21 protein-coding genes are annotated in these 24,763 nt (G+C 41.3%); 3 read left to right on the plus strand and 18 right to left on the minus strand.

Features of this window, described 5'->3' with window-relative positions:
* Position 1 precedes the first annotated feature (1 nt).
* A complete protein-coding gene (gene sdhA / locus LIT25_19880; protein USK32823.1) occupies positions 2 to 1,762 on the minus strand; it encodes a succinate dehydrogenase flavoprotein subunit in 1,761 nt (586 codons plus the stop codon).
* Positions 1,763 to 1,792: 30 nt separating this feature from the next.
* Positions 1,793 to 2,401 carry a succinate dehydrogenase cytochrome b558 subunit gene (locus LIT25_19885; GenBank protein USK32824.1) on the minus strand — a complete coding sequence of 203 codons (609 nt, stop codon included), beginning with the start codon at positions 2,399 to 2,401 and terminating at the stop codon, positions 1,793 to 1,795.
* A gap of 343 nt (positions 2,402 to 2,744) precedes the next feature.
* Here LIT25_19885 and LIT25_19890 point away from each other — a divergent pair, with 343 nt between their 5' ends.
* The gene (locus LIT25_19890; protein ID USK36347.1) at positions 2,745 to 3,161 is read left to right on the plus strand and encodes a YslB family protein; all 417 of its coding nucleotides are present in this window, start codon (positions 2,745 to 2,747) and stop codon (positions 3,159 to 3,161) included.
* Positions 3,162 to 3,202: 41 nt separating this feature from the next.
* On the opposite strand, the gene LIT25_19895 is transcribed toward LIT25_19890, so the two are convergent.
* The 13 genes from LIT25_19895 to zapA form a co-directional block, all read right to left on the minus strand.
* Positions 3,203 to 4,435 (minus strand): aspartate kinase, encoded by a 1,233-nt coding sequence (locus LIT25_19895; GenBank protein ID USK32825.1) that lies wholly within the window; start codon positions 4,433 to 4,435, stop codon positions 3,203 to 3,205.
* A 381-nt stretch (positions 4,436 to 4,816) separates the two neighbouring features.
* Entirely contained in the window at positions 4,817 to 6,589 is a 1,773-nt protein-coding gene (gene uvrC, locus LIT25_19900) for an excinuclease ABC subunit UvrC (protein ID USK32826.1), read from the minus strand.
* A gap of 236 nt (positions 6,590 to 6,825) precedes the next feature.
* Complete coding sequence (trxA, locus tag LIT25_19905) at positions 6,826 to 7,140, minus strand: thioredoxin (protein ID USK32827.1); 315 nt, start codon at positions 7,138 to 7,140, stop codon at positions 6,826 to 6,828.
* A 166-nt stretch (positions 7,141 to 7,306) separates the two neighbouring features.
* A complete protein-coding gene (locus tag LIT25_19910) occupies positions 7,307 to 8,284 on the minus strand; it encodes an electron transfer flavoprotein subunit alpha/FixB family protein (GenBank protein ID USK32828.1) in 978 nt (325 codons plus the stop codon).
* A gap of 54 nt (positions 8,285 to 8,338) precedes the next feature.
* The gene (locus LIT25_19915) at positions 8,339 to 9,112 is read right to left on the minus strand and encodes an electron transfer flavoprotein subunit beta/FixA family protein (protein ID USK32829.1); all 774 of its coding nucleotides are present in this window, start codon (positions 9,110 to 9,112) and stop codon (positions 8,339 to 8,341) included.
* A gap of 75 nt (positions 9,113 to 9,187) precedes the next feature.
* Positions 9,188 to 9,961: an enoyl-CoA hydratase gene (locus LIT25_19920; GenBank protein ID USK32830.1), complete on the minus strand. Its 774-nt coding sequence runs from the start codon at positions 9,959 to 9,961 to the stop codon at positions 9,188 to 9,190.
* 49 nt (positions 9,962 to 10,010) lie between these two features.
* Positions 10,011 to 10,595, minus strand: a complete 585-nt coding sequence (locus LIT25_19925) for a TetR family transcriptional regulator (GenBank protein ID USK32831.1) — start codon at positions 10,593 to 10,595, stop codon at positions 10,011 to 10,013.
* Between the two features lie 214 nt (positions 10,596 to 10,809).
* On the minus strand, positions 10,810 to 12,498 hold the full coding sequence (locus LIT25_19930) for an AMP-binding protein (protein ID USK32832.1): 1,689 nt from the start codon (positions 12,496 to 12,498) through the stop codon (positions 10,810 to 10,812).
* A gap of 387 nt (positions 12,499 to 12,885) precedes the next feature.
* On the minus strand, positions 12,886 to 13,290 hold the full coding sequence (locus LIT25_19935) for a DUF350 domain-containing protein (GenBank protein ID USK32833.1): 405 nt from the start codon (positions 13,288 to 13,290) through the stop codon (positions 12,886 to 12,888).
* A 21-nt stretch (positions 13,291 to 13,311) separates the two neighbouring features.
* Complete coding sequence (locus LIT25_19940; protein ID USK32834.1) at positions 13,312 to 15,669, minus strand: endonuclease MutS2; 2,358 nt, start codon at positions 15,667 to 15,669, stop codon at positions 13,312 to 13,314.
* A 29-nt stretch (positions 15,670 to 15,698) separates the two neighbouring features.
* The gene (gene polX, locus LIT25_19945; protein ID USK32835.1) at positions 15,699 to 17,420 is read right to left on the minus strand and encodes a DNA polymerase/3'-5' exonuclease PolX; all 1,722 of its coding nucleotides are present in this window, start codon (positions 17,418 to 17,420) and stop codon (positions 15,699 to 15,701) included.
* A gap of 137 nt (positions 17,421 to 17,557) precedes the next feature.
* Positions 17,558 to 18,100, minus strand: coding sequence for a CvpA family protein (locus LIT25_19950; protein USK32836.1), 543 nt, complete (start codon positions 18,098 to 18,100; stop codon positions 17,558 to 17,560).
* An 8-nt stretch (positions 18,101 to 18,108) separates the two neighbouring features.
* Positions 18,109 to 18,381, minus strand: a complete 273-nt coding sequence (gene zapA, locus LIT25_19955) for a cell division protein ZapA (GenBank protein ID USK32837.1) — start codon at positions 18,379 to 18,381, stop codon at positions 18,109 to 18,111.
* Positions 18,382 to 18,486: 105 nt separating this feature from the next.
* Between zapA and rnhC the strand changes: the two genes are divergently transcribed.
* Entirely contained in the window at positions 18,487 to 19,422 is a 936-nt protein-coding gene (gene rnhC, locus LIT25_19960; protein USK32838.1) for a ribonuclease HIII, read from the plus strand.
* A 30-nt stretch (positions 19,423 to 19,452) separates the two neighbouring features.
* Here the strand turns inward: rnhC and bioD are convergent, their stop codons facing one another.
* Both bioD and LIT25_19970 read right to left on the minus strand, forming a co-directional pair.
* The gene (gene bioD, locus LIT25_19965; GenBank protein USK32839.1) at positions 19,453 to 20,169 is read right to left on the minus strand and encodes a dethiobiotin synthase; all 717 of its coding nucleotides are present in this window, start codon (positions 20,167 to 20,169) and stop codon (positions 19,453 to 19,455) included.
* Positions 20,166 to 20,759 carry a biotin transporter BioY gene (locus tag LIT25_19970; protein USK32840.1) on the minus strand — a complete coding sequence of 198 codons (594 nt, stop codon included), beginning with the start codon at positions 20,757 to 20,759 and terminating at the stop codon, positions 20,166 to 20,168. Before LIT25_19970 ends, bioD begins: the two co-directional genes overlap by 4 nt.
* Before the next feature lie 143 nt (positions 20,760 to 20,902).
* Here LIT25_19970 and bioA point away from each other — a divergent pair, with 143 nt between their 5' ends.
* Positions 20,903 to 22,282: an adenosylmethionine--8-amino-7-oxononanoate transaminase gene (gene bioA / locus LIT25_19975; protein ID USK32841.1), complete on the plus strand. Its 1,380-nt coding sequence runs from the start codon at positions 20,903 to 20,905 to the stop codon at positions 22,280 to 22,282.
* Between the two features lie 53 nt (positions 22,283 to 22,335).
* Here the strand turns inward: bioA and pheT are convergent, their stop codons facing one another.
* A complete protein-coding gene (pheT, locus tag LIT25_19980) occupies positions 22,336 to 24,750 on the minus strand; it encodes a phenylalanine--tRNA ligase subunit beta (protein USK32842.1) in 2,415 nt (804 codons plus the stop codon).
* Between the last annotated feature and the right edge of the window lie 13 nt (positions 24,751 to 24,763).

Below are 24,763 nucleotides of genomic sequence, written 5' to 3' on the forward strand. Positions count from 1 at the left end.
TTTATTCCCCCTTTTTCTTCTTCGAATAGTCGCGTTTACGCGGTTCAATTAAGCTTACATCCACTTCTTCATAGCGGAACTTAGGAGCAGCTTTTTGACCGGCAAATGTGGCCATTGTCGTTTTTAGGAATTCTTCGTCATTACGTTCAGGGAAGTCCGGTTTGTAATGAGCACCGCGGCTTTCATTGCGGTTATAGGCACCAAGTGTCACAACACGGGACATTTGAAGCATGTTTTGCAATTGACGCGTAAACGTCGCACCCTGGTTGCTCCATTTCGCAGTATCATTGATGTTGATATTGTCATATCTTTCAAGAAGCTCTTGAATTTTTTCATCTGTTTTAAGAAGCTTATCGTTGTAACGGACAACCGTTACATTGTCAGTCATCCATTCGCCAAGCTCTTTATGAAGGACATAAGCATTTTCAGTGCCATTTAAGTTCATGATATTTTGCCATTTTTCTTCTTCCTGCTTCACATGACCGTCAAATAATGAAGAAGAGAGATCTTCAGCGGATACTTCAAGACCGCTCACATATTCAACTGCTTTTGGTCCGGCAACCATACCGCCGTAGATAGCAGACAATAATGAGTTTGCACCTAATCGGTTAGCTCCATGCATCGAGTAATCACACTCGCCTGCAGCAAATAATCCAGGGATATTCGTCATTTGATCATAATCAACCCATAGTCCGCCCATAGAATAATGAACAGCCGGGAAAATTTTCATTGGAAGCTTGCGGGGATCATCACCCATGAATTTCTCATAGATTTCAATGATTCCGCCAAGTTTGATATCAAGCTCTTTCGGATCTTTATGAGAAAGATCAAGGTAAACCATGTTCTCTCCATTGATTCCAAGCTTTTGTGAAACACACACGTCAAAAATTTCGCGTGTTGCAATATCACGAGGCACAAGGTTTCCATATGCAGGATATTTTTCCTCAAGGAAATACCAAGGCTTACCGTCTTTATACGTCCAGACGCGACCGCCTTCCCCGCGTGCTGACTCACTCATCAGGCGGAGCTTATCGTCTCCGGGAATAGCCGTTGGATGAATTTGAATAAATTCTCCATTTGCATAATGAACTCCTTGCTGATAGACGATTGAAGCAGCTGACCCCGTGTTGATGACAGAGTTCGTTGATTTTCCGAAAATGATTCCAGGTCCGCCTGTTGCCATAATAACTGCATCCGAGCGGAATGATTTCATTTCCATAGTTGTTAAGTCTTGTCCGGTAATTCCGCGGCAAACTCCATCTTCATCGATGACAGCACCAAGGAATTCCCAGCCTTCATACTTCGTTACTAATCCAGCAACCTCATAGCGTCGAACCTGCTCATCAAGCGCATATAGCAGCTGCTGGCCAGTTGTTGCGCCGGCAAATGCTGTACGGTGATGCTGTGTTCCTCCAAAGCGGCGGAAGTCAAGAAGACCTTCTGGAGTACGGTTGAACATAACTCCCATGCGGTCAAGTAAATGGATAATGGAAGGTGCAGCTTCGCACATTGCTTTTACAGGAGGCTGATTCGCAAGGAAGTCCCCGCCGTATACAGTATCATCGAAATGCTCCCAAGGAGAATCGCCTTCCCCTTTCGTGTTAACTGCTCCGTTAATTCCGCCCTGAGCACAAACGGAATGAGAGCGCTTTACAGGAACTAAAGAAAATAAATCTACATGAACGCCAGTTTCTGCAGCTTTGATCGTAGCCATTAGGCCCGCTAAGCCACCACCGACGACTATTATTCTACCTTTACTCATCTGGCCCACTCCCTTTGATTCTATTACCTATCAAACAAATGCAAAAATAGTACTGACTCCAACGTAAGATAAAGCCAGGAAAAGTGCGATCGTCACATAAGTTGAGATCAGCTGAGATCTTGGAGTCACAGTAATTCCCCAGCTCACAGCAAATGACCACAGTCCGTTTGCAAAGTGGAAAATCGTTGAAACAACACCTACTGCATAAAATACAATCATGAATGGATTACTGAAAATGGAGGCCATCATGTCAAAATTCACTTCGGCGCCAAATGCGGCTGCAATTCTTGTTTCCCATACATGCCAGGATACAAAGATTAATGTAATCACGCCTGAAATCCTTTGAAGCATAAACATCCAGTTGCGGAAGTAGCCAAACTTGCTTACATTATTTTTAGCTGTAAACGCAATGTAAATTCCATAGATCGCATGGTATAAAAGAGGCAGGAATATAATAAAAGTTTCCAGAACAACTCTAAATGGCAAGCTTTCCATAAAATGTGCAGCATTATTAAACGCTTCTTCTCCTCTTGTTGCAAAGTTATTTACAACAAGATGCTGAATTAAGAAGACGCCAACCGGGATAACTCCAAGCAAAGAATGAAGTCTGCGGTTTAAATATTCTCTGTTTCCAGCCATCTCACATTACCCCCTAGTAATATTAAAATCTTTTTTTTAATGTTTCTTCTATTCCCGGCAACCTTTTAAAAAATAAACATTGTATGATAAAATGTGACAAATTTATTGTACTCCCAACGAGTTACAGCGTCAAGAAAACGCGTTCATAAATTTTAATTTTGTGACAAGCCTTATTTTCCACCTATTTTTATTTTCCTGAAATACTTTCACATCCGTTTTAGAGCTTGTAATTTACTTTTATTGCATGTTCTTACCCGCCCTTCTTGATATATAATAAAGGCAGAAAGAGGGGAAGAATGTGAAAAAAACCAGCGAACAAATCGATATAACGCAGCTGAGGGATATGCAAGTGCCCGCATTCGCCTATGAGCTGTTAAGAGAGGTTCTTATTCCGGATATTCTCGGGAGAGAATCCGCATCTATGCTTTACTGGGCAGGTAAAAGCCTTGCGCGCAAATATCCTGCAGAATCAATAGAAGAGCTTATTGCTTTCTTTTCATTAGCCGGCTTTGGAACTCTTTCATTGGTACATAAGAAAAAAGATGAAATGGAATTTCAGCTTGAAGGCGAACTGATCAAAACAAGATTCAAAACGATGAAAGAGCCTTCTTTTCAGCTTGAAGCGGGATTTCTGGCACAGCAGGCGCAGCGAATGAACAAGCAGATAACAGAAACCTATGAACAAGTAAAAAAACGTGCGGATAAAGTGCACTTTACAGTGAAATGGGATTACAAAGACATGGAGTTCGACAACGATTAAAGGGATGGGTATTCATGATACCCACCCCTTTTTTATCTTATTTACAGCACTTTTGCAGGCTGCTGTGATAATTCAAAGGCATCATGCAGCGCTTCTACCGCCTTCACCATATCTTCATGGATGATCACAGTTGACACTTTAATTTCAGACGTGCTGACCATTTTCACTTCAATACCTTCTTCGGCAAGAACATGGAACATTTCTGCCGCCACTCCCGGATTTGAGACCATTCCAGAACCGACGATGGAGACTTTTGAAAGACCGCCTTCTGATTCTATTTTTTCAAAGCCAAGCTCGGATTGATAGGTTTCAAGAACATGAACGGTTTCTTCCACATCATCTGTTTTCACAGAAAAGGAGAGAGAGGCCAAGCTGCTGTCTGTCGAACTTTGAATAATAATATCCACATTAATTCCGTGGCTTGCAAGTGTTTTGAAAATAGTAGACAGGGTTTTGAGGCCGCTTGGCAATCCGCAAACCGTGATTCGTGATACTTGATCTTCAAACGCAATTCCTCTTACAACTAAATTCTGTTCCATCTTTGTTTCCTCCTCAATTAAAGTGCCTCTTTCTTTCTCTGAGCTTGATCTGACTTCCAAAGGAACTCCGTAATTTTTTGCAAATTCAACAGCACGGGGGTGAAGTACACCTGCGCCAAGATTCGCAAGCTCGAGCATTTCATCATATGAGATGCCGTCTAACTTTCTTGCACTTTTTACAAAACGTGGATCTGTCGTAAATACACCTGTTACATCTGTATAAATATCGCATTTATCTGCTTTAAGAGAAGCTGCCAGTGCAACAGCTGTCGTATCTGAACCGCCGCGGCCGAGCGTCGTTATTTCCTGTTTGTCTGCAAGTCCCTGAAAGCCTGCAACGACAACAACTTTTCCTGCTTGGAGCTGCTCATTGATTTTATCTGAATCAATCCCTGAAATTCTCGCATTGCTGTGGACATTTTCAGTCTTTATGCCAGCCTGCCAGCCTGTGTATGAAACAGCATCGTATCCTTGTGCCTGAAGAGCCATAGTCAAAAGAGAGATCGTCACTTGTTCACCAGTTGAAAGCAGCATGTCCATTTCGCGCTTGCTTGGTTTTTGAGTGATTACCGCTGCCAGGGAAACTAAATGATCCGTTGTTTTCCCCATTGCAGAAACAACAACTACGACATCATTCCCATTATTTTTTTCCTCGATTACTCTTCTTGCAGCATTCATGATTTTTTCCGGAGATCCAACAGATGTGCCTCCAAATTTTTGTACAACTAAACCCATATCAGCCTCTCACCTTTCCAGTTAAATTGATCGTCAGCAGGTAAAAGGGAGAATCTCAGAAAACGCAAAAAAAGCAATGAGATTCCCTATCTCATTGCTTGCATAAACGAATAATGAAACTTCATTCATACAATGAGATAGCGCTCCAAGAAAAATACATCTTCTTGACAATTTTACGTCTATTAAACGCAAAACCAGCAAAAGAAAGAAATGGCTCTTTATTTGCTTCGGCGACTCTCCCCTTTCACCCATCTTCAAAGGAATCCATTTTCCTCAGAAGGGCTACTCTTGAAGTTCGCACCTCTACCATCATTTAACGAACTAAACGATCTGGTTATGAAATTAGTTAAAATTGTAGCAAAGAATTTGACTTCATGCAATCTATTCTTGCAATTTTGCTGCAATAAGCTGTGCTGTGTTTGCCGGAATCCCTGCAGCAATCAGCTCCTCAAGGCTTGCTTCTTTCATTTTTTTCACGGATCCGAAATGCTTCAGCAGGGTTTTGCGCCGCTTTTCCCCTACTCCCGGTATATCATCCAAAATCGATTGAAAGGCTGTTTTTCCTCTTGTCTGTCTGTGAAAAGTAATCGCAAAGCGATGCACTTCATCCTGGATACGCTGCAGCAGATAAAACTCCTGGCTGTTGCGTTCAAGTTCAATAACAGTTGGCGGACTTCCGATCATTAAATTAGAGGTCCGGTGCTTCTCATCCTTCACAAGTCCTGCAACAGGGATCGATAAACCCAGTTCATTTTCCAGAACGTCCTGTGCTGCAGCCAGATGCCCCTTGCCTCCGTCAATGATTATCAAATCTGGAAGCGGCAGTGACTCTTTCAACACCCTCGTGTACCTTCTGCGGACAACTTCACGCATGGACTCGTAATCATCAGGTCCCTGCACTGTTTTAATTTTGTACTTGCGGTATTCTTTTTTGGACGGCTTTCCATCTATAAACACAATCATTGCAGATACAGGGTCTGTCCCTTGAATATTTGAATTATCAAATGCTTCGATTCTTGCAGGTGTATAGATACCCATTTTTTCTCCAAGCTGATCAATTGCTTTGATTGTTCTTTCTTCATCACGCTCGATGAGAGAAAATTTTTCTTTTAAAGCAATCTTGGCATTTTGATGTGCAAGCAATACAAGATCCTTTTTCTTTCCGCGCTTAGGGTGAATGGCTGAAACATGAAGAAGCTGCTCTGCCATTTCATGGTCCACACTTTCAGGCAGCAGAATTTCTTTAGGCAGAATATGATTGTTTTTGGAGTAAAATTGGCCAAGAAATGTTAAGAATTCTTCTTCTGGCTCCTGATACAGCGGAAACATGGCAATATCACGTTCTATCAATTTTCCCTGACGGATGAAGAAAACCTGAACGCACATCCATCCTTTATCATAGGAATAGCCAAACACATCACGATCGACAAAATCATTCAGCGCCATTTTCTGTTTTTCCATGGTTGCATCAATATAGGCGATGGAATCACGATATTCCTTTGCCCGTTCGAAATCCAAATTTTCAGCAGCAGCAAGCATCTTCTTTGAAAGTTCTTCTTTAATCTGCTTGAAACCGCCTTTTAAAAAACGGGACATCTCATCGACCATTTGACGGTTTTGCTCTTGTGTCACCTTATAGACACACGGGGCCAGACACTGACCCATATGATAATAAAGGCAAACGCGGTCTGGAAGCGTTGAACATTTTCTAAGCGGATATAGCCGGTCCAGCAATTTTTTCGTCTCTCTCGCAGCCTGTACGTTAGGATATGGACCAAAGTATTTTCCATGATCTTTTTTGACATTCCTTGTGACAATAAGACGCGGATGACGTTCAGCTGTTATTTTAATAAATGGATACGTTTTATCATCCTTTAGCATGACGTTGTATTTAGGATCATGCTTTTTAATTAGATTTAATTCTAAGATCAGCGCCTCGATGTTTGAAGATGTGACGATATATTCAAAATCCTTGATTTCATTTACAAGCCTTTGGGTTTTACCGTCATGTGAGCCGGTAAAGTAAGAACGCACCCTGTTTTTAAGCACTTTTGCTTTTCCCACATAGATAATGGTTCCGAATCGGTCTTTCATTAAATAACAGCCCGGCTGATCTGGCAGAAGTGCCAGCTTTTCTTTTATTAGTTGTTCCATAGCGGACACTCCGTTTCCCTGAAGTTAAGCGCAGAATAAATATCGATCAATTACGACTAGTTATTCCTTTTATTGTACCATTTTAGAGCGCCGGAGTCTTTTCTTTACGTCCATGGGTGACTTACCTTGCCTCCAAGGCGCCAAATCATTTCCTGAGCAATAATTGACAATTTTTTTGACAGCTGTCCTGTCTTCAAAAATAAAAAAAAGATCCAGATAAACCGGATCTTTTTTTATTAAGCGTGCTTATTTAAAAGTTCTGCTAATGCTTCTTTAGGCTGGAAGCCGACTGTTTTGTCAACAACTTCGCCATTTTTGAAAACAAGCAATGTAGGAATACTCATAACGCCGTATTTGCCTGCAGTTTCTTGGTTTTCATCAACATCAAGCTTAACGATTTTCACTTTATCGCCCAGTTCCTGATCAAGCTCTTCAAGGACCGGAGCAATCATTTTACAAGGTCCGCACCAAGGAGCCCAAAAGTCTGCCAGAACGACACCTTGGCTAGTTTCAGTTGTAAAGGTTTGATCTGTTACATTAGTAATTGCCATTATATTTTCCTCCTAATTATTCAAGTGATGCTTAAAGTATAGCATTAAAGAATGTGACCTGCTAATTTTTTGCTCACTATTCCTTTTCCCTTACTTTGTGATGAAAAACATTTTTTCATTCAAATCAAAAACACGCCCCTAAGTGCGTGTTTTTATGAAAATGATATTATGAATGAACTTTTAATTTTTTAAACTCTTCTGTTAACATAGGAACAACTTCAAATAAATCTCCTACAATTCCATAATCGGCTATTTTGAAAATGTTTGCTTCAGGATCTTTATTAATTGCCACAATAATCTTTGAGTTAGACATTCCGGCTAAATGCTGGATTGCTCCAGAAATACCGCATGCAATGTATAGATCAGGAGTTACCACTTTTCCTGTTTGGCCGATTTGCAGGGAGTAGTCGCAATAATCAGCATCGCAGGCACCGCGGGAAGCTCCAACTGCTCCGCCGAGAACATCTGATAGTTCCTTCAGCGGATTAAAGCCTTCTGTGCTTTTTACTCCGCGTCCGCCGGCTACAATGACTTTAGCTTCAGAAAGGTCCACGCCTTCTGTTGCTTTGCGCACCACTTCTTTTACGATTGTGCGAAGATCTTTGATCTCTGCGGAAACAGAAGAAACTTCACCCGTTCTTGTTTCATCCTTTTCAAGCGGAGCAATGTTATTTGGTCTGATTGTTGCAAAAATTGTTCCGTCTGTCACAATCTTTTTCTCGAAAGCTTTTCCTGAATAGATCGGACGGGTGAAAACGATATTTCCGCCTGCTGCTTCTAAATCTGTAGCATCTGAAATAAGACCGGATCCAATCTTAGCAGCAATTTTTGGGGATAAGTCTTTTCCAAGAGCTGTATGCCCGAAAACAAGACCTTCCGGTTTTTCAGCTTCAATAACAGCAAGCAATGCCTGTGAATAGCCGTCAGGTGTATACGTTTTCAATTTCTCATCTTCAACTGTAATGACACGGTCTGCGCCATAATGAATCATTTCTTCAGCTAACGATGCAACACTGTCTCCTACTAAAACGGCTGAAACCTCGCCACCTTCAGAAATCGTTTTACCTGCAGCAATTGCTTCAAAAGAAACATTGCGCAATGATTGATCGCGTACTTCTCCCAATACCAGTACTTTTCTTGCCATTATAAAGTCCCCCTGTTATACGTTTGATTGAAAAATATGCTTTTAGGTAAATACTTAGATTACTTTTGCTTCGTTGCGAAGAAGTGATACTAATTCCTTCACTTGTGCATCCAGATCGCCCTGAAGTACTTTACCCGCTTCTTTTTTAGGCGGCATATAAATTTCGATTGTCTTTGTTTTAGGTTCAACATCATCTTCTTCAAGATCGAGATCATCCAGTTCCAATTCTTCTAAAGGCTTTTTCTTTGCTTTCATAATACCCGGCAAAGATGGATAACGAGGCTCATTCAATCCCTGCTGTGCTGTTACAAGCAATGGCAATGTTGTTTCAATTACTTCTGAATCACCTTCAACATCGCGGACGACTGTTGCTTTGTTTCCGTCAATCTCAAGCTTTGTAATCGTTGTTACATAAGGAATATTCAGAAGTTCAGCCAGACGAGGTCCTACTTGTCCGGATCCGCCATCAATCGCCACATTTCCTCCTATGATAAGATCTGCATCTTTATCCTTGAAGTATTCAGCAAGAATTTTGGAGGTTGTAAATTGATCTCCATCTTCAAGGTCATCTTCCGTATTAATTAACACAGCCTTGTCACACCCCATAGCAAGTGCTGTACGCAATTCTTTTTCAGATTCTTCACCGCCGATTGTCACTACTGTTACTTCACCGCTGTTTGCATCGCGAATCTGAATTGCTTCTTCAATGGCATATTCATCATAAGGATTAATAATGAATTCAGCGCCATCTTCATTGATTTTGCCGTTTTGAAGCGTTATTTTTTCTTCCGTATCAAACGTTTTCTTCATGATTACATAAATATTCATGTCCATCCCCCTATTTACGTTAAGCATTCAATTTAGTTGTATAGAAAAAACGTCAGGAACGTTTTATCAAATAATTTATTCGCCTTTAAACTGAGGCTGTCTTTTCTCAAGAAAAGCACTGATTCCTTCTTTTGCATCTGCGCTTTCAAATACAGTCCCGAAATAGCCCGCTTCTTTTTTCACCCGTTCATGATACGGAAGGGTTTTAGAAGCATTGATTAAATCAATGGCTGCACTGACAGATATCGGACTTTTCGCAGCAAATTTCTTTGCAAGCTTCATCGTTTCATCTAATAAGGATTCTTCTGCAAAAGCATGGTTGGCAAGACCGTACTTGACTGCCTCTGCTCCTGAAATCGGTTCACTTGTCAGCAGCATTTCAAGAGCTTTTGCTTCTCCAACATACTTAGGAAGACGCTGCGATCCTGCGAAGCCTGGAATAAGTCCAAGCTGAAGCTCAGGCAGCCCAAGCTTTGCATTCTCAGTGACAAGTCTTACATGGCAGCTCATTGCAAGCTCAAGGCCCCCGCCTAGAGCAGCACCATGAATTGACGCGATGACAGGTTTTGAAAATGTTTCAATTCTCTCAAAAAGTTTCTGTCCGTTTGCAGCAAGCTTAGAGAACTCTTCACCATTCGGCACTGAAATAAATTCCTTTATGTCAGCCCCTGCAGAGAAGAATCGTCCCTCGCCATTAATGACAATGACCCTGACTTCTTTATTCGCTTCAAACTCATCCATAAGGGATGAAAGCTCTTTCAAAACATAAGATGAAAGGGCATTTGCGGGAGGTTGGTGAATGGTTACGACCGCAACATAATCTTCTACTTTAACATTTAAATAACTCACAGCTCAGGCCTCCTTATGTATTTAAACTATTACGTTAGGGAGGGTTTTCTTAAACCCTTCCGCAGCCTTTGATCATGAGTTCATGAACGCTTCCTGCAAGTGCAGTTAAATCATATTTCTGATCATTCATGACCCATGTTGTCACCGTTTCATCAATGGTTCCAAATATCATCTGCCTCGCTAAGCGAATATCCAGGGCTTCACTGAATTCGGATGTTTCTTTTCCTGTTTGAATAATCGAATCAAGAATATTTAAATATCCTTTCAGAACCTCGTTGATTCTCAGGCGCAATTCTTTATTTGACTGCCTGAGTTCAAGCTGGGTAACGATGGCAAGATGATGATCTTCGGCTAAAAGAGAAAAATGTTTTTCTATCAACATGTATAACTTCTCCGCCGCCGTGTCCTTTCCTGCTATTTCTTGTTGAATTTTTTCGATAAATACGCCCATTTTTTCCTGAAACAAGGAAATCAGGATGTCTTCTTTATTCTTAAAATAAAGATAAATGGTTCCGTCTGCGACTCCCGCCTGCTTGGCAATCTTTGAAACCTGTGCATGATGATAGCCGTTTTCAGCGATGACAATGGCAGCTGCATCTATAATTTGGAGATATTTTGGTCTTTTCTGTTTCAATATCAAATCGTCCCTTCAAACTGAATGAATAATCATTCATAATTTAATCATAAAATTACATCATCCATCTGTCAAGAAGAAAGATGATTTTATCTACATTATGATAGATGAAATGAACCATCTCAGCAATAGGATGAGATGGTTCTTTTATATTTTCTATTCTTATTGCTCTTCATTTTATTGAATAAGGCCATTTATATAAACGGTTTTCTGATTAATTGGCATTTTTCAGTTTTTCTTTTTCTTCTTCTACAAGTGAGCGCCTCAAAATTTTTCCGACTGCTGTTTTTGGCAGCTCTTTGCGGAATTCATAGATTCTTGGGATCTTGTAAGCTGCCATATGCTTGCGGGCAAATTCATCAAATTCCTGCTCAGTCGCCACAGCCCCTTCTTTTAAAACGATATATGCCTTCACCGTTTCTCCCCGGTAAGGATCGGGAATACCGGCTACTACTACTTCCTGCACTTTTTCGTGCTCATATAAAACCTCTTCGATTTCACGCGGATAAATATTGAATCCCCCGGCGATAATCATATCTTTTTTCCGGTCAACGATATAGAAATATCCTTCTTCGTCCATATAGCCAATGTCACCGGTTAAAAGCCAGCCGTCTCTTAATACGGCATCAGTTTCCTCTTGTTTTTTCCAATACCCTTTCATAACCTGCGGACCTCTCACAGCAATTTCTCCAAGCTCATTGTATTTTGCCTGCTTGCCTGTTTCAAAAGACAGAATAATAGAGTCTGTATTAGGCCATGGCACACCGATGCTTCCTTTTTTCCGGTGCGACCAGAGGAAGTTGGAGTGCGTAACAGGGGATGCTTCTGACAAGCCGTATCCTTCCACAAGCTTACCGCCAGTTTCGCGCTCGAATTTCTCCTGAACTTCTGCCGGAAGAGGAGCTGATCCGCTTATACACGATTCCACGGATGAAAGATCATAGTTTTTCAGATCCGGATGATTTAGTAATGCAATATAAATAGTAGGAGCTCCCGGGAACAGTGTCGGTTTTAATTTATCAATAGCTTTAAGCGTATCTGTCGCATCGAATTTGGGAAGCAGGATCATTTTAAAGCCTTGCATAATCGATAGGTTCATAACCGCTGTCATCCCGTAAACATGGAAAAACGGCAATATGCCAAGCACGGATTCTTCTCCGCGTTTGCATTTATACATCCAGGATGAGCACATGGACGTATTTGCAACCAGATTTTCATGCGTCAGCATAACTCCTTTTGGAAAACCGGTTGTTCCTCCTGTATACTGCAGCAAGGCAATATCCTCTTTAGGATTTGTTTCTATTTCCTCAATAGACGTGTGCTGCCGTTTCATGATTTCTTTGAATAAATGCGTGTGTCCGCTGTGCTCTATTTTTACCACGATTTGATTTTGCTTTTTCTGCACAAAAGGGTACAGAAGATTTTTCGGGAAAGGGAGATAATCTTTTATGCTTGTTGCAATAATATGCTCAATGCTTGTCAGCGCTTTCATTTTTGAGACTTTTGGGTAAAGGAGATCAAGTGTAATGATGTATTTCGCATCAGAATCATTCAGTTGATACTCAAGCTCCCTTTCCATGTACAGAGGATTTGTTTGAACGACAATACCTCCCGCAAATAAGATTCCATAGTAAGCAATCACTGCCTGTGGACAATTCGGGAGCATAATGGATACTCTTTCGTCTTTCTTTAATCCAAGTTCCTGGAGGTAGCCTGCAAGTTTTAAAGATTGTTCATAAATCTCTGTAAAAGTCAGTTCCTTGCCTAAAAAGTGAATAGCTGTTTTTGTCGGAAATTCTTGTGCTGCTTGTGCGAGATAAGATTGAAGAGGCTTGTTGTCAATTTCAGCATAATGAGGTATTTCTTCAGGATATAGATGAAGCCAAGGTTTTTGAACTTCCATTTCATTTCCTCCCTTTGTCGCCATTATGACTTTTGGCTTATAAAGAAAGTATACCAAAGTTATATTTAGAATATAGAATGTTTTTGAATTATTTTAAATGGATTAATAAAAGCGCAAACGCCCGTTTAGCCGGCAGGAAAGCCTTGGTTTGACTTTTCCCGCGGATTTGTTTTGGCCGAGGAGTTGGGCGCATCGGCTTACCATGAATGCGAAGAACTTTATACATATCTTATTTAAAAAAATCCGGATTCATGTCATGAAATCCGGATTTTCTTCATAATATTAAATTTTTCAAGCGAAAAAAACCATAAAGATAATGCCTATTACAATAAACAAACCGCATACTCCAAACAGTACTTTTGCTAATGTTTCCACTGTTTTCTCCCCTTAAATGCCTGCGCCGATAACGTAGGATAGACCAATTGAAATCACCATTGAAATAAAGCCTACCGCACGATTGTCATTTTGAATTTCATCATCTATTCTGAATTTAGGCGTTAAAAACTCATAGATAAAATAGCCAAAAAGCAATAATATGAAGCCAAACATCCCCCAGCCAACCATCTCAAGCAGGGTATCATGCTGCCCAATTGAAAAACGGAACACATTGGCAATTCCAAATATCTTTCCGCCCGTCGTCATTGCAACTGCAAGATTCCCTTTTTGAATTTCTTCCCAGTTATTATATTTCGTCACCAGTTCAAAAATGGTCAAAAACACAACAATGCATAAGATGACTACGCTAAAATACGCTGCTGTCTGAACGAATTCATTCTCCCAAAATTGATTCATTTCTAATCTCCCATATTTCGATTATTTTAATTCAACAATCGTAACGCCTGAACCGCCCTCGCCGGATTCCCCGTACCGGGTGCTCTTAACGTTTCTATGCTTTTTCAAGTATTCCTGCACTCCTGTTCGAAGTGCTCCAGTCCCTTTGCCGTGAATAATTGAAATTCTCGGATAGCCGGCGAGCACAGCATCGTCCATATATTTTTCTACTCTGAGAAGAGCATTCTCATACCGTTCGCCTCTTAAATCAAGTTCGAGGGAGACATGATAATCCTTGCCTTTTACCATTGCAAGAGGCTTGGTTTCAACAGGCTTAGGTCTGCTGATGTACTGCAGATCATCTTCTTTCACCTTCATTTTCAGAATGCCGATTTGCACCTGCCATTCTTGGCCGCCTACTTTTGACAGCAGATGCCCTTTTTGGTTGAAGCTGATGACTTTCACTTCATCGCCCTCTGCATACTGATGCTTCTGCGGCTTGCTTTTTGGCTGCTTGCTGCTTTTTTCAAACTCAGGCACCGCTTCTTCAAGACGTTTTTTGGCTTCGATTAATTCATGTTCTTTAATACCTGTCCGGTTTTCTTTTTGCATCTTTCTTAATTCGCGGATAATGGAGTCTGCTTCCGCTTTTGCAGCTTCCACTTTTTCTGCCGCTTTCTTTTCTGCCTGTTCGTAAAGCTTATCGCGCTCTTCGTTAAAAGAAAGAATTTGATTTTGCAGCTCTGAATGAAGCTTTTCTGCATCTTTGCGCAGCTGTTCTGCTTCAGTAAGCTCTGTGTCAGAGCGTTTTTTGCTCTCTTCAAGCGAAGCAATCATTGAATCTACTTCATTGCTCTCTGCACTCATATGAGATTTTGCTCGGTCTATGACAGTTTGCATAAGACCTAGCCGCTTTGAAATTTCAAATGCATTGCTTCGGCCGGGAACGCCGATTAAAAGCTTATATGTGGGGCTTAATGTTTCAATATTGAATTCAACACTTGCATTGACAACACCTTCACGGTTATATCCGTATGCTTTCAGTTCAGGATAATGCGTTGTGGCGATCACTCTTGCCCCGCGATGATGAACTTCATCCAAAATGGAGATAGCAAGTGCAGCTCCTTCCTGCGGATCTGTTCCTGCACCCAGCTCATCGAATAGGACGAGGCTGTTATTGTCAACGCGTTTTAAAATATCAACAATGTTTACCATGTGAGAAGAAAACGTACTTAAGCTTTGTTCAATTGACTGTTCGTCTCCGATATCAGCATATACATTTTCAAATACAGCCATTTCAGAACCGTCAAGAGATGGAATCTGCAGGCCGGATTGCGCCATCAATGTAAATAGACCGACCGTTTTAAGGGTTACTGTTTTTCCGCCTGTATTCGGACCTGTTATAACAATTGTCGTAAATTCACTGCCAAGTTCAATGTCATTTGCGACAACTTCCTCGGCATTCAAAAGCGGATGTCTTGCTTTAAACAGCTTAATTCTTCCGCTGTTATTCATTTCTGGCTTTGAAGCTTTTATTTTTTTTGCGTACGCTGCTTTCGTAAACATAAAATCCATTTCGCTCAGCGCTTCCACATTAATATAAAGGGGATCAGCTTCTTCAGCCACTTTCACAGTAATTTCTGTTAAAATGCGGTCAATTTCGATTTTCTCTTTCATGCGCGCCTGCTGAAGCGTGTTGTTTAAGTCAACCACTGCCTGAGGCTCGATGAATAAGGTTGCTCCTGATGAAGACTGATCATGGACAATACCTCCGTATGCTGAACGGTATTCCTGCTTAACAGGAATCACATACCTGTCATTACGTATGGTAATAATCGCGTCAGAAAGCATTTTTTGAGCAGATGAGGACCGGATCATCGACTCAAGCTTTTCTCTAACCCTGGACTCTGTTGTTCTTAATGATGTCCGGATTGATCGAAGAGCATCGCTTGCTCCGTCCAGAACCTCTCCATTATCACCAATACAGTGAAGAATGTGCTGTTCTAACTCCTGCAGTGGCTGAATTTCAGCCGCGAATCCGTCCAAATGAGGGATGTCAATTCCATTTTCCACCATGTCCTCAATAAACCGTTTCATGTGCTTGCCTGCATAAAGAGTTCCGGCAATCTCCATCAGCTCATGCGGATTCAGCATTCCGCCGATTTGAGACCGTTTAATGCTTTGGCGAATATCAACGAGACCGCCTAGGGGAGCATTGCCTTTCAGCCTTAGGACTTTTGCAGCCTCATCAGTCTGCTCCTGCCATTTCCTTACCTCATCATAATCAGTGGATGGAACAAGCTTCTCCACTTTTCCCTTTGCTAAAGAAGAAGATATATGCTTTAGAAGCTGTTCTTTAACTTTATTTAATTCTAATACTTTAAACACACGCTGCTGCACGGTATACAGCCTCCTTGCTGTCATTTAGGCTATTTATTATGCCTGTTAAAAAAGGATTGCAGTTGATTCAGATCCCAAGTATTGATTACGTTCTCTGCTTTCACCCATCCTTTAATTGCTGTTGAAACACCTGTTTTCATATCTTCAAGCATGTCTATATTATGTGCATCTGTATTAATTGCAAGTTTTACACCTGATTCATGTGCTTTTTTAATGTGCTCAGCACTCAAATCCAATCTGTTCGGATTTGCATTCAGCTCTAAAACAGTATTCGTTTCTTTTGCAAGCTGAATCAGCATCTCAACATCCGGCTCATATCCGTTTCTCTTGCCTATTAGTCTGCCTGTAGGGTGTGCGATCATATCCACATGATGACTTTCAAGAGCCGTCTTCAGGCGCTGCATAATGATCTCCTGTGATTGAGAAAAGCTGGAATGAATGGATGCAATGACAAAGTCCATGCCTTCTAATACTTCATCATCATAATCAAGAGTGCCATCCGGCAGAATGTCCATTTCAACTCCTGCAAAGATTTTAAAATCCTCATATTGTTCATTTAATTTGTCAATCTCATCCCGCTGAGCTTTCAATCGTTCAGGAGTCAGGCCATTTGCCACTTTAAGATACTGGGAATGATCCGTAATAGCCATATACTCATACCCGCGCATTCTGCACGCTTCTGCCATTTCACTGATTGTAAAAGCTCCATCGCTCCAAGTTGAGTGCATATGAAGATCGCCTTTTATATCATCGGCAGATATCAGCTTGGTCTCCTTCAGGTATTTTTCTACTTCTGTTCCGTCTTCTCGGATTTCAGGCGGAAAGAAAGGAAGATCAAAGTGAGCGTAAAATTCTTCTTCTGTTGAAAAAGTTGTGATTTCACCTGTCTCACTATTTTCCACACCATATTCGCTTATTTTTTCGCCGCGTTCCTTTGCAAGCTGCCGCATTTTTACGTTGTGATCCTTTGAACCGGTAAAATGATGAAGTGTGGTAGCAAATTCATCAAGAGTAACTAAACGAAAATCTACACCGATTTCATATTCATATTGCAGCTGAACAGAGACCTTTGTGTCTCCGTTTGCAATGATTTCAGAGAGATTAGGGATTTTTATGAGCTGATCTCTGACATACTGGGGGTGTTCCGTTGCGATAATAAAATCCAAATCTTTGACGGTCTCTCTCATTCGTCTGAGACTGCCTGCCCTGCTGTACTTTTGAACCTCTTCACACGATTCCAAATACGTCTCAATTTCCTCTGCAATCGGCAGAGCAAATGATAACGGCAGCCTTTCAGGACGCGTTCCAATTTCAGCAATCGCAGCAAGAATTTTTTCTTCTGTTTTTTTCCCGAATCCGGCAAGACTCTGAACCTTTTCTTCAAGACAAGCTTTTTTTAGAGATTCAACGTCCGTTACCCCAAGCTCTTTATAGAGCTTTGCAATTTTTTTGCCGCCAAGTCCTGGGAGTTTCAACAATGGAATCAGCCCTTGCGGAACTTCTGACTGAAGCTGCTCAAGAGTTTCAGATTTGCCTGTTTGAATAAACCCAGTGATAACCGCAGCTGTTCCTTTTCCGATTCCTGCGATTTTTGTAAAATCCTCAATTGAAGACAAGCTCCGCTCATCTGTTTCGAGTGCATTGGCAGCTTTGCGGAAAGCAGCAATCTTAAATGGATTTTCTCCTTTTAGTTCCATGTGTACAGCTATATATTCAAGTAATTTAATCACATCTTTTTTATGTACGCACATTGTTCCTTCACCTCGGGTCAAGTCGTTTTTCCATCTATCTTGGTTCATTTAAAATGATACAAATTTTTTCAGCAAAAGTACAACAGAAGAGATAAAGGGCTTTTTACCAAAAAAACTTCTCCTAATTGGAGGAGAAGTTAATTCGGTGCGTATTGCAGCCATAATTCCTGAACTTTATCAGAAAAATACGGCGTGTGATGAACGATTACTTTTGCAAGTCCTGAATCCCCCATTGCTGACTGTACTTCCGGAACCGGAAGCAGCCCGCCAATAAACAGCAAGATAAAAAGAATTAAATAGATTTCAAGAAATCCCAAAATGGCGCCAGCCCATTTATTCAGCTGTTTAAGGATTGGAAGGTATGTAACAAAATCAAGCATAGATCCTACTACTTGCATCAAGATCTTTGTGCCGATAAATAAAATGACAAACGCTACGGCTCTATAGTAGGCATCTTCAAGATTTCCGCCTGTAAAAAAGGAAATAGCCGATCCGCTCTCGCCAAGCGTTGGGTATGGAACCCACAGCTCTAACTTTGGCGCCAAAACACCAAAGTATTTATATGCTACAATATAGGCGATGATAAACCCAGTAAGATGTATGAATTGAAGAATAAAGCCGCGTTTTATTCCGACTAATAGGCCCATTGCCAGGATGATGAAAAGTGCAATATCAAGCATTTACCGCGTCAATCCTTTTCTATGATTTGTTTCTCTAGTTTTTCAAATTCATCTCTTAATTTTAAATAGTCATGCACAACATTCACTGCAGTTAAGACTGCCAGCTTATTAATATCAAGATTAGGACTTTTGCTGCTGATTTCACGCATTTTATCATCAACAATAGAAGCCACCAGGCGCACATGACTTGTGCTTTCCGTGCCTACTATTGAAAATTGCTGTCCATATATATCAACTGTCGTTTTCTTTTTTGAGTGGTTATCCAACGAAAAATCCTCCATTCTTGAGAATCCTAATCTTTATCATAACATGATATCTAGTATAATGAAAAGATAATGCCGATCAATATCTAGTATCAATCATTATTTTAAAAGAGGTGTCATCTCTTGTCCAATGCCGTTATTAAAATCGATCAGCCGACCATCCTGAAAATGAAATCCTACTACTCTTCGGATTTGGGCACAAAGCTCCCGCCGGGTGCAGTATTTACCGCTAAATCAAATGGATGTACCATTACTGCCTATAAGTCAGGAAAAGTTCTGTTTCAAGGTAATCTGGCAGCGGAAGAAGCAGAAAAGTGGTCTAAGCCTGAGCAAAAGACTACTAAGAAAACTTCGAAGCCACTTACTGTTTTTAGTCCGCCGGCCAACATATCCTCTCTCTCCATCATAGGATCGGATGAAGTCGGAACCGGTGATTTCTTCGGCCCGATCACCGTGGTTGCAGCCTATGTGAAAAAAGAGCAGATTCCGCTGCTTCAGGAATTAGGCGTAAAAGATTCGAAGCATTTAAATGATAAACAAATTACAGCCATTGCCAAAAATCTGCTGTCTATCGTACCCTACAGTCTGCTGGTCCTGCATAATGAAAAATACAATCAGCTGCAGAGCACTGGTATGTCACAAGGGAAAATGAAGGCTATCCTTCATAATCAGGCAATCAACAAACTTTACGACAAAATTGAGCCGGAAGTGCCGGAAGCTGTGCTGATCGATCAATTTGCAGAGCCTTCCATCTATTTCAAGCATCTTAGCGGAAATTCCTACCGTAAAGAAAATACTTTTTTCAGCACAAAAGCAGAAGGAATACACCTTGCGGTTGCAGCTGCTTCTATTTTGGCAAGATACGCCTTCCTTAAGGAGATGGATCGTCTGTCTGAAAAAGCCGGCATGACACTTCCTAAAGGGGCTGGAGCGAAGGTTGACGAAGCTGCAGCAGCAATAATTGTGAAAAAAGGGGAAAGCACATTAAAAAGCTTAACAAAGTTTCATTTTGCCAATACAGACAAAGCAAAAAAATTGGCTGCAAGAAAAAAAGGATAGATGAAACCTCATAAAAACAGCGGCAAAATCTCAATGATTTTGCCGCTGTTTTTTCACGATTTGTTCCAAGGAAATAAGAGACTCTCTATTTAATAGACTTTCAAACTTTCCCTTCGAGTATGGAATTTTCCCAATCACAGGCACCCCGCTCAAGATTTCAATCATCCGCACATTGTCCTGTTCCATTAAAGACTCTTCCTCAGACACATTGTTGATGATAAATCCAAGGATCGATATATCATTTTTCTTTGCATATTCTGCTGTCAGCAATGAATGATTTATCGTTCCAAGCGAGGGATGAGTGACAATCAGGACAGGAATGTCGAGCTCTTTAATTAGATCTTTCGTTAAATAGATTTCATCTTCATTTTCAGCAATAGGGACTGCGAGACCGCCTGCACCTTCTACGATCACAAGATCATTTTCCTTTTGAAGCTTGAGATATTGATTGACCAAACGGTTCTTATCGATTTTAACACCTGATATTTTTGCGGCTAAATGGGGTGACACGGGTTCTTCCAGACAGTATGTACAAAGCTCTTCTTGCTGGTAGGGCAGATTTGCAGCCAGACGATATTCTTCAATATCCTCTGCGACAAGAATACCCTCCTCCCGCCTTCCGCCACTTTGAACTGGTTTGTACGGTACGGCTTTTATACCGGAACGCTGAAGAATTCCGAGTAAATACGCCGTTACAAACGTTTTGCCAATGCCTGTGTCTGTGCCTGTAACAAATACTCCGCTCATCCTTTAGCTGCCCCAAAATAGGATACTTGACCTTTTTCTAACGGCCTGCGCACAGATTTATACAATCTTAATGCTAATAGCGATGCTCCAAAACAAAGAAGCAAGTCGCCGAATATACTCAGCAAAAAACCGCTGTAAAATGCTGCACCAAAAGAAATGCCTGTTCCAATCCAGGTGTTTAACGAGAGATATAAATAGCCTACGCCGAACAAATACACAATGATAAGACCAGTAAAATGGGCGAACAGAAAATGCTTCAGCTTCGGCTGATTGCATCTCTCAAGGATATAGCCAATGACAAAACTGGCGGCAGCAAATCCCATTAAATAACCGAATGTCGGCTGAAAAATATAGGAAAGCCCTCCACCGTTTGAAAATACCGGCAGTCCGGAAAGTCCGATTGCAATATAAAGACATTGACTCATTGATCCAAGCTTGCTGCCCAGCAGAGCACCTGCAAGGTAGACAAATAGAATCTGCAATGTAAATGGAATAACAGGCATCGGTATTTTAATAAATGCTCCTACTGCTGTTAAAGCTGCAAACATTGATACAACTGAAATGGAATAAACCGACAGCGAACGCTTCATCCTTTTTCTTCCTTTCCTTCTATTTGTCTTTATTTTATCTGCAGCAAAACATATATGTCAACTTAATTATTTTTTTAGTTGACATATGTTGTTTGCGGTCTATACGATAGAGTTATAACAATATTCTTAGAAGGGGGCAAACCATGTATAAAAGTCCGGCACTCACTGAAATCACCTACGAAGAACTGGCAGCTAAGAACAAGCAATATATTTGGCATCCTTTTACCCAAATGAAAGATTACATAGAGGATCAGCCTGTTATTATCGCTGAAGGAAAAGGCCTAAAACTAATTGACGTAAACGGCAAAGACTATTGGGATGGCGTCTCTTCCATCTGGTTAAATGTGCACGGCCACAATGTAAGAGAATTAAATGAAGCTATCACTCAGCAGCTGGATAAAGTAGCACACTCCACCCTGCTTGGAATGGCCAATGTTCCTGCCATTCTTTTGGCTGAAAAAGTCATTAAACTTATGCCAGATGGCCTCAGCAAAGTGTTTTATTCAGACTCAGGTGCAACTTCTGTAGAGATTGCTGTTAAAATGGCCTTTCAATACTGGCAGCATAAAGGAAAAGAAACTAAGAGACAATTTATCACTATGAAGGAAGCTTATCATGGAGATACGATTGGCGCGGTTTCAGTGGGAGCCATCGACCTGTTTCATAAAGCCTATTCATCCCTGCTTTTTGACTGCATTAAAATTCCTTATCCAACGGTATACCGTTCACCATACGGCAATTCTGAAACAGTCATCGTTCATGAATTGTTAAAAGAGTTAGAGACTCTGTTGGCACAGCGTTCTGATGAAATTGCTGCTCTGATTATTGAACCAATTGTACAAGGTGCAAGCGGAATTATTGTGATGCCTGAAGGTTATCTGAGAGGCGTGAGAGAGCTTTGTACCAAATATGAGGTTCTTATGATAGCGGATGAAGTCGCTACGGGGTTTGGCAGAACAGGGAAAATGTTTGCATGTGAGCACGAACATGTAACTCCTGATTTTTTAACAGCCGGAAAAGGATTGACAGGCGGATATCTCCCTGTCGCAATTACAGTTGCTTCTGAAGAGATTTACACTGCATTTTTAGGAGACTATGAGGAGCAAAAAACGTTTTTCCATGGCCACAGTTACACCGGAAACCCTTTAGGGTGTGCTGTTGCCATTGCAAATCTTGAATTAATAGAGAAGCGGAATTTAATACAGGAAGTGGAGATCATGTCAGAATATCTGGCAAGTCAATTAACAGCTTTTTCACAATTAGCCCACGTGGGTGATATTCGGCAAAAAGGATTTATGATCGGGATAGAATTAGTAAGGGATAAGGATACAGCCGAGCCGTTTGATTGGAAGGACAGGGTGGGAGTTAAAGTCTGCAGACGTGCTAGAGAGCTCGGCATGCTCCTCAGACCACTGGGAAATGTCATTGTGTTTATGCCGCCGCTTGCAGCTGCAAAAGAGGAATTGGACGAGATGACTGACATACTTTATCAGTCTATCAGAGACGTTACTGAGAAAAACTGAATGCAAAAAAGCAGTGAAATCTCATTAGATTTCACTGCTTTTCACTTCATTCATTAACCTCTCAGCACAGCTGCGTATTTCTCTTCAACTGCACGAAGCACTTTTTCATGAGCTTTCGTTACTTCTTCATCCGTTAATGTGCGCTCCGGGTCGAAATAGCGCAGAGAGAAGGCGAGAGACTTTTTATTTTCTTCCAGTTTATCGCCTTCATATAGATCGAATACAGACACTTCTTTTAGAAGCTTTCCGCCTGCTTCAGAAATCGTTTCTTTAAGATCGCCTGCGACAATTTCTCTGTCAACAACAAGGGCAATATCCCGTGTCATTGAAGGAAAGCGAGGGATCACAGAAAACTTTAATTCTTCCAGATTCGCCTCCAGCAGCTGCTGTAAAGCAAGTTCAAATACATATGTTTCAGTTAGATCCATTTGTTTTTGAAGCTTTGGATGAACTTGGCCGATGAATCCGGCAGTGATCCCATTTAGCAAGATTTCTGCCGTACGTCCAGGATGCAGCCCATCGCGCTTAGCTTGTTTGTATATGATTTGCTCTTTCAGCCCAAGGACATCAAACAATCCATCAAGAATTCCTTTTACTACATAGAAATCAACAGGCTTCTTTTCTCCCTGCCATTGATTTAAATGCCACAAACCAGTAATAGCACCGCTTAGTCGTTCTTTTTCAACAGGCTGTTCGCCTGCTCCATTTGAAATGAAAACCGAACTCATTTCATAAAGCGCTACTTGGTCATTTTGACGAGCAAGATTGTATTTCAGCGTTTCCAGCAAATGCGGAACCAAGCTTAAGCGGAGGACGCTTCGCTCTTCGCTCATCGGCATAGCAAGACGAGTATAATCTGATGCTTCAAGAGCAAATTGAGATGCTTTTTCTTCACTTGTTAAAGAATACGTAATCGCCTGGTACAAGCCTGCTCCTTCCAGATAACGGCGTGCTTTGCGGCGGTTTGACTGATATTCAGTCAGTCTGCCTGGTGAAGAAGCGCTGACCGGGAATGTTGATGGAATATTATCATAGCCATACAGTCTTGCTACTTCTTCAATTAAATCTTCTTCAATCGTAATGTCTCCGCGTCTTGTCGGAACAGTAACCGTAAACGTTCCGTTATCTTCCTTTACTTCAAAGCCAAGACGAGTGAAGATCGACTGAATTTCATTTACTGAAATGTTCATGCCGAGCACTTTGTTGATTTTATCCGCATGAATGCTGACAACAGCAGGCTCTGCTTCTAAGTAGTTCACTTCTGAAGATCCATTTAATACTTCTCCGCCTGCAAGCTCCATCATTAATTGTGCTGCACGTTCTGCTGCAGCGCGGACACGGTTTGGATCAACGCCCTTTTCAAAACGTGCACTAGCTTCACTGCGCAGCCCATGATCCTTGGAAGCTTTGCGGACGGTTTGACCGTTGAAGTACGCAGACTCAAGCAGGATCGTTGTTGTATCTGAATGAACTTCAGAATTTTCTCCACCCATCACGCCTGCTAGAGCAACAGGCTCTTTCCCATTTGTTATCACAAGGTGTTCAGGAGTAAGAACACGTTTCTGTCCATCTAATGTAATGATTTCTTCCCCTGCTTCAGCAAGGCGAACAAGAATTTCTTTTGAACCTAAGCGGTCATAGTCAAAGGCATGCAAAGGCTGACCGTATTCGATTAATACATAGTTGGTAATATCCACAACATTATTGTGCGGACGAATTCCTGCAGCCATTAACCTTGTTTGAAGCCAAAGAGGTGATGGAGCAATTCGTACATTGCGGATCACTTTAGCAACATATAAAGGATTCTCTTCTTTGGCCTTTACGGTTACAGAAATAAAATCTGATGCCTTTTCAGAAGCTTCCTCATGTGTAAGATCAGGATATGTGACACTTCTTCCTAAAATCGCAGCTACCTCATGTGCAACACCAAGCATGCTTAAGCAATCTGAACGGTTCGGAGTTAACCCCAGTTCAAGAATCTGATCATCACGGCTCAGCTCAGCTAGAGCATCTGCACCTGGCTGAACGTCATTCGGGAAAACAAAAATCCCTTCAGAAAATTCTTTTGCCACAAGCTTCGACTCAATTCCGAGCTCCTGAAGAGAACAAATCATTCCGTTTGATTCTTCACCGCGCAGCTTAGCTTTTTTAATCTTAAAGTTTCCAGGAAGAACTGCACCCACAGTTGCAACTGCTACTTTTTGGCCTTTATCGACATTTGCAGCACCGCAAATGATTTGTACAGGCAGTTCTCCCCCGACATCGACTAAACATTTGTTCAGTTTATCTGCATTAGGGTGTTGTTCTTTTTCAAGAACTTGACCGATGACAACACCGCTCATACCCTCGTTCAGTGCTTCAACTCCTTCTACTTCAATCCCGCTTCTAGTGATTTTTTCTGCCAGTTCTTCTGCTGATATTCCGCTGAGATCAACGTAATTCTGCAGCCATTTATATGAAACAAACATCGGTAAACCTCCT

Source organism: Bacillus sp. F19 (genome assembly GCA_023823795.1).
Lineage (GTDB): Bacteria > Bacillota > Bacilli > Bacillales > Bacillaceae > Bacillus_P.

Bases quoted from the DNA above. Each gene is read 5' to 3' on its own strand.
- LIT25_19910 (USK32828.1), bottom strand. From the start codon at position 8,284: ATGGCAAGAAAAGTACTGGTATTGGGAGAAGTACGCGATCAATCATTG.
- LIT25_19950 (USK32836.1), bottom strand. From the start codon at position 18,100: ATGCTTGATATTGCACTTTTCATCATCCTGGCAATGGGCCTATTAGTC.
- LIT25_19915 (USK32829.1), bottom strand. From the start codon at position 9,112: ATGAATATTTATGTAATCATGAAGAAAACGTTTGATACGGAAGAAAAA.
- uvrC (USK32826.1), bottom strand. From the start codon at position 6,589: ATGGAACAACTAATAAAAGAAAAGCTGGCACTTCTGCCAGATCAGCCG.
- LIT25_19890 (USK36347.1), top strand. From the start codon at position 2,745: ATGCAAGTGCCCGCATTCGCCTATGAGCTGTTAAGAGAGGTTCTTATT.
- bioD (USK32839.1), bottom strand. From the start codon at position 20,169: ATGAGCGGAGTATTTGTTACAGGCACAGACACAGGCATTGGCAAAACG.
- LIT25_19935 (USK32833.1), bottom strand. From the start codon at position 13,290: ATGAATCAATTTTGGGAGAATGAATTCGTTCAGACAGCAGCGTATTTT.
- LIT25_19895 (USK32825.1), bottom strand. From the start codon at position 4,435: ATGGGTTTAGTTGTACAAAAATTTGGAGGCACATCTGTTGGATCTCCG.
- trxA (USK32827.1), bottom strand. From the start codon at position 7,140: ATGGCAATTACTAATGTAACAGATCAAACCTTTACAACTGAAACTAGC.
- bioA (USK32841.1), top strand. From the start codon at position 20,903: ATGTATAAAAGTCCGGCACTCACTGAAATCACCTACGAAGAACTGGCA.
- LIT25_19885 (USK32824.1), bottom strand. From the start codon at position 2,401: ATGGCTGGAAACAGAGAATATTTAAACCGCAGACTTCATTCTTTGCTT.
- sdhA (USK32823.1), bottom strand. From the start codon at position 1,762: ATGAGTAAAGGTAGAATAATAGTCGTCGGTGGTGGCTTAGCGGGCCTA.
- polX (USK32835.1), bottom strand. From the start codon at position 17,420: ATGTGCGTACATAAAAAAGATGTGATTAAATTACTTGAATATATAGCT.
- pheT (USK32842.1), bottom strand. From the start codon at position 24,750: ATGTTTGTTTCATATAAATGGCTGCAGAATTACGTTGATCTCAGCGGA.
- zapA (USK32837.1), bottom strand. From the start codon at position 18,381: ATGGAGGATTTTTCGTTGGATAACCACTCAAAAAAGAAAACGACAGTT.
- LIT25_19970 (USK32840.1), bottom strand. From the start codon at position 20,759: ATGAAGCGTTCGCTGTCGGTTTATTCCATTTCAGTTGTATCAATGTTT.
- LIT25_19930 (USK32832.1), bottom strand. From the start codon at position 12,498: ATGGAAGTTCAAAAACCTTGGCTTCATCTATATCCTGAAGAAATACCT.